The organism is Mesorhizobium sp. LSHC420B00, from assembly GCF_000503055.1.
Lineage (GTDB): Bacteria > Pseudomonadota > Alphaproteobacteria > Rhizobiales > Rhizobiaceae > Mesorhizobium.
In genome coordinates this window covers 1-5,367 of record NZ_AYVY01000063.1, presented here as the reverse complement: position 1 = coordinate 5,367, position 5,367 = coordinate 1, and the positions used below count along the sequence as shown (strand labels likewise).

The 5,367-nt window shown below is 60.0% G+C and carries 4 protein-coding genes; 2 read left to right on the top strand and 2 right to left on the bottom strand.

What is annotated here, in order from left to right:
* Positions 1 to 616: ATPase, T2SS/T4P/T4SS family (locus tag X760_RS73285; protein ID WP_036246066.1), on the top strand; the 616-nt coding region annotated here is incomplete at its 5' end.
* Positions 617 to 629: 13 nt separating this feature from the next.
* Positions 630 to 2,780 carry a type IV secretory system conjugative DNA transfer family protein gene (locus tag X760_RS73280; protein WP_023723203.1) on the top strand — a complete coding sequence of 717 codons (2,151 nt, stop codon included), beginning with the start codon at positions 630 to 632 and terminating at the stop codon, positions 2,778 to 2,780.
* Positions 2,781 to 2,885: 105 nt separating this feature from the next.
* On the opposite strand, the gene X760_RS73275 is transcribed toward X760_RS73280, so the two are convergent.
* Both X760_RS73275 and X760_RS73270 read right to left on the bottom strand, forming a co-directional pair.
* The gene (locus X760_RS73275; protein WP_023723202.1) at positions 2,886 to 3,134 is read right to left on the bottom strand and encodes a DUF982 domain-containing protein; all 249 of its coding nucleotides are present in this window, start codon (positions 3,132 to 3,134) and stop codon (positions 2,886 to 2,888) included.
* A 40-nt stretch (positions 3,135 to 3,174) separates the two neighbouring features.
* Positions 3,175 to 4,827 carry an MFS transporter gene (locus X760_RS73270; protein ID WP_031195547.1) on the bottom strand — a complete coding sequence of 551 codons (1,653 nt, stop codon included), beginning with the start codon at positions 4,825 to 4,827 and terminating at the stop codon, positions 3,175 to 3,177.
* Positions 4,828 to 5,367: the final 540 nt, after the last annotated feature.

Below are 5,367 nucleotides of genomic sequence, written 5' to 3'. Positions count from 1 at the left end.
GGCAATGGGCAGCGGCCTTGCGCTTTCAATCGAAGAAAAGCGACTCGTCGAGATGTTGCACGACACGTCGCCAATGGACTTCCTGCAATACGCGGTGCGCAACCGCGTCTCGATCGTGGTTTCAGGCGGCACGTCAACCGGCAAGACGACTTTCTTGAATGCGCTCTTGAAGGAGATCCCGGCCCATGAGCGGATCATCACGATCGAAGACACCCGCGAACTGAGGCTGCCGGCTCCCAACAACGTCACCTTGATAGCCTCGAAGGGCGACCAGGGGCTTGCCAAGGTCTCCGCCCAACAGCTGCTCGAAGCCTCGCTTCGCATGCGGCCCGACCGTCTGCTGTTGGGCGAGTTACGCGGCGCTGAAACCTTCGCATTCCTCCAGGCGATCAACACCGGCCACCCGGGTTCGCTCACGACCGTTCATGCCAATTCCGCCCGGTCCGCCTACGAGCGGCTGGCGCTCATGGTCATGCAGGGCAGTTCGGGCCTCTCACGAGGCGAAATCCTCGGCTATCTGCGCGAGGTCATTCCGGTGGTCGTCCAGATGGTCCGCACCGAAGGCGGACGGCGCGGCATCAGCGAGATCAAGTTCACCAAGGCCGAGACAATCTAGCGGGGGCCTATCCATGCAGAAAATCGCAACTGCAATTTTCATGGTGCTCATGGCGATGGCCCTGGGCGCCCTGGTCTTCACCGTCGTCTATGCCGCGACAGATTGGTTCAGGACTGGCTCCCGGGTCCTGTTCGACCAGTTGAACGCCAATCCCTTGCCCGTCGTTCGTCTGGCCTGGGCAGATACGATAGCGGGGAATGTTAGCCGGGTACAATACGCCGTTGCGGCAGGAGCATTAGGGTTTCTCTTGCCATTGGTCGCCCTGTTTCTCATGCGTCCGAGAAAGCGCAATGACTCTCGCTTCATGACTATGAGCGACGTATCGAAAACCGAGCTGACGAAAGTGGGCGGCGTCTTTGTCGGTCGAGCCGGCGGCAGGCTTGCAGAAATTCTGTCACCCGGCCGCGATCAGCGCTCCGGCAAGATCCGCTTGACGCAGCGCAGGCTGATCGGCGGCAAGAAATTGTGGATTGATGGCGATGATGTCGGCGGCTTCGTCATCGGACCGCCGCGCTCCGGTAAAGGCACGTCTCTCATCATCCCGAACGCCTTGACCTGGCCGCATTCGCTCGTGGTTCTCGACCTGCGGGGCGAGACCTATGCGGCGACTGCCGGTTACCGTTCAACCATCAGCCGCGTGGTGCGTTTTGCGCCGGCTGATCAGGACGGCAATACCGCATGCTACAATCCGATGGACTTCATCTCGCTGGATTCGGCGCAGCGCGACATCGACCTTCGCAACATCGCTGCGGCGCTGTTTCCGCGACCGCCCTCAAATGCCGACCCTTATTGGGTGAACGACGCCCGTCTCCTTTTTACCGGCATAGCATCCTTCGTCATGGAATCGCCGACGATCCCAAACCAGAAAAAGACCTTTGCCACAATCCTCGAGATCATGAACGGTGCCGAGCAGCCGCTCCTGGAATTCATCGGCTCGCTGCGCGAGGAACGCCGCCGCGAATGTTCGCATTTCACATTGCAAACCCTGCTGCCCTACTTTGAGATGTCTGAGCGGCAGTTCTCCGGAATCTACGCCGGCGTGCGCACCGGCATGGCCCCCTTCCTCAACGAGCGCCTGATGCGAGCCACCTCGCGCAGCACGTTCGATATTCGCAGGCTCAAGCGGGACCGGATTTCTCTCTATCTCGACGTGCGCCGCGAGCAGATCACTTCGCTTGGACCGTTGTTCAACGTCCTGATCACGCAGATGATGAACTTCATGTCGGAAAGCCTGCCGCAGCCGGGCGAGCATCCGGTACTTGTGCTGCTCGACGAGTTCCAGAACCTCGGCAAGCTGGAGAACGTCACCGAAATGGCGAGCGTGCTCGGCGGCAACGGTGTTTCGATGTGGTTTTTCGTGCAGTCGTTGAAGGCTGTAGGCGAGATCTATCGCCAGGAAGGGCGCAAGACGCTCATTAATGCCGCTCGCGTGCAGATCTTTTTCGGCGCGCAGGATGCTGACGATCTGCGCTACGTTTCCGAGCAGCTCGGCGAAAGGTCGGACGTGCAAAAAGACGTGACGCGCACCAAGGCGACGTTGTTCGACACTTATTACACGCGCTCGGAGCACCGCAAGGAAGTGCGGCGGCCGCTCATGCGGCCGGACGAAATCCGCACGCTCGACAAGAACAAGGTCATCATATTGCCGCGCGGCGAGCTGCCGATCCTTGGCACGCGCAATTTCTATTTCGCCGACGGCCAGCTCGCCAAACGCGCATTCATGCCCCTGCCCGCCTCTACCGACGCTTCGCGCACGAAAAGACCTGCGCTGGACGCTTCCGCGGCGGTTCCATCTCCTGCGCTCCCGACGATTGTGCCGACAGCACCGGCGTACCGCTCAGGCCTCTTGCAGACGCGCCTACGGCGCGGCGCAACATTTGCCGCAAAAGCCGGCCGTATGGCTCCGCCGCGGGGCCGGCGCACAATCGTCAAAGAACGGCCGAAAGCAAGCGACACTGCAGGTGTGCCACCTTATGCCGCCATAGATTTTTCCGCGTTGGCGGCCAAAGCGGTGACAACACGCATAGCGCCAGAAAAAGAAGCGGCGGTTGCGGCTATCCTAAACAAGGTGCGATCTCTCCGAGCCCACGCATCCGACACCGAGGCTTTCGATCGAAATTTGAGCGTCGTCGAAGATACTTTGCCTGATGTAGTCGACGGGTAGGAACTGCTGCGCCCTGCTCGTGTCAGATAGAAGAGCGGCAACGTCATGCCTCAGGCCTTCCGTATCAGCCGCCAGTTGCCGGGCGGTGCCGCTTGAGCACTCCAGTCAATCGCAGCGTAGAATCTTTGCTTCGCGCGCGACCGCGACGAAAGCCCTGCGGGCGGCGGGTGGATGAAGCTCACCTCGTATAACCTTCAGACAGGCGTCCATAGCTGCCCTGTGCTTCTCCGTCTGACGACCACCAAGATCCCGCAGCAGGATGGAGGCCGCATCATTAACATCGAACACGGTGCGTTCTGTATAGCGGCCAATCTGAATCACAACTGGCCTCTCAAATCTTACCAAGCCGGTCATCTACCCTCACCCTTGAAACTCTATCAACAACAGCCTGCGATCACCGGCGGAAGAAAAATCGCGTCGGTTGATCCCGCTTGCGGGTTGCCCCGGTCGGCCGCTCAATCGAAAGTTTAGTAAGAGGTGGGTTTCCACCCATGTTCAATTCGAGCAGACGTTGGTCCAATTCCTTGTCCGCCGCTGTGAGGCGATGGTTTAGGCGCAGATAGTCCATCCAGGTCGGCGTGCGGAAGGTTTCTGTCCAAAGCGAGGAATCCTGAAGATCGCGCTGGAGGTTCCAGTGCCTGGCGCCGACGCGGCTTTGCACCCGCCGTCGTTCCTGCATCTGATCGAGGAAAGCTTCGACGTTTGCCTCCGGTATTGAGTACTCGATCTTGATGACGATCGGGCCGCTTCTCGGCTTCAGGTCGAGAGCGAGTTGCGGTGTCTCGAAGCCAAAAGGATCCTGATCAGAGTCTTGCCATTGACGGATCGGCAACAGGAACCCGGTGGCCGCGACCATCAGTAGCGCAGCAGCTGAAATCTCCAGGGCTGAGGCAAGCGAATAGTTCTCAGCCACCGTACCCCACAGCCAACTGCCGGCCGCGATACCACCCGACGAAAGGGCATAATAGATCGAGAGCGTGCGACCAACGACCCACCTTGGGCTTGCCAATTGAACGCTTACGTCGAGCCCCGTCCAGGTGACCACCCATCCCGCGCCGCCGAGCGCCAGCGCAATAGCCGCCACTGCCACTGAAGACGTGAGAGCAAGAGATAAACAACACGCCGCGCAAGCAATGCATGCCAGTATTGTCAGTCGCTCCTGGGAGAGCGACCGTCTCAAAACATTGTTGCAGATGCCGACGCACAAGGCGCCGGTCCCGAAGCCAGCCATCAGGATGCCATAAACGATCGGTCCTCCGCCTAATTGATCGCGGGCAACGACAGGCAGGAGCGCGAGTATGGAGATGCTGGTCAGGCCAAAAAGCGCGCCACGCGCGATTGCCGCCTTGATCTCCGCCGATAGCGCCGTGAAGCGCGCTCCGTCATGAATGGCCGTGGTCAATGGCTCGCGCGGGAGGGGGGACGAGCGAACATCCCATTTGCGGCGCCCTATGGTCCACAGCAGCGCTAGATAGGTCAGCGTCGCCACAGCGAAAGCTGTCAAAGGTCCAAAGGAGGCAACGACAATGCCACCAAGCGCCGGACCGACGCTTCGAACAGCGTTATATCCAACCGAGATGAGCGTAACCGCGGCTGGAACTTCGCGTTTTCGTAAGATGTCGCCGACCGACGCGTGCCAAGCGGGATCGGTGAAAGCGGCGCCCGCTCCGGCCAAACAGCTGAATGCAAGAACCATCCATGGATTGAAAATTCCCAAGCCTGCAAGAACCGTCAGCATCGCCGAGGACAGCGCTATCACGGACCAGCCAGCGAACATCAGATTGCGGCGGCTGAAATTATCAGCCAGGGCTCCGGCGATGATCGACAGGATGAATGTAGGCAACGTCGTCGAAGCCTGCACCAAGGCGACCATCACGTCGGAAGTCGAAATGGTCGCCATCAGCCAACTGATGGCGACAGTTTGAATTAGCCAGCCAAAGCTGGACACCTGCGTAGCAAGCCAGATCGATCGGAAAGTTGCATTCTCGAGCGGCGCAAATGTCGCCGACGAAGCTGGAGTCGCATCTGCGGGCGCCACCCTGCTCATTGGGTTGAGCCCTCCCCTCGGTCTATCGGTCGCGTTTAGAGGTGCCCTCCCGGCGCAGGTGCCCGTGGAGGAATAGCAGCATGAGCGCATTTGCTAGGGATAGCGCAAGACAATTCTTCACCGCCGGCGCTCTGGCCGAAGCGATTACTTGGTCTGGAAGAAAAGGCGGATGCAGCCTGACCGCAAATCGGGCATCGCACCGAGTTTAGGAATTGCCGCCTTCGGGAAGGAGACCTTCATTCCGCGCGGGAAACGATGCCCATGGAAAGCCTGGGACGACGGCGCCGATTTCTATCAGAGAGCTGGCCCGCAGCGGATTCAACGAAGCCGGGCCACACCTACCTAGCCGCCTTGATGCACGGCGATAAGCTTTTGACGGCCTGAAGCGACGCTGTGGTCGCCGTTGCGGTGCTTTTCCACGCGCCTCGTCAGGCGCCGGGATTGCTCCGTCGTGATGGCAGGCGGGGGTTTGCAGGTTGCGGTCGACGGGTTCGTTTCGGGGCGTCTGCCCCCATCGTTATGTCGCGAGTTGGGGGATGC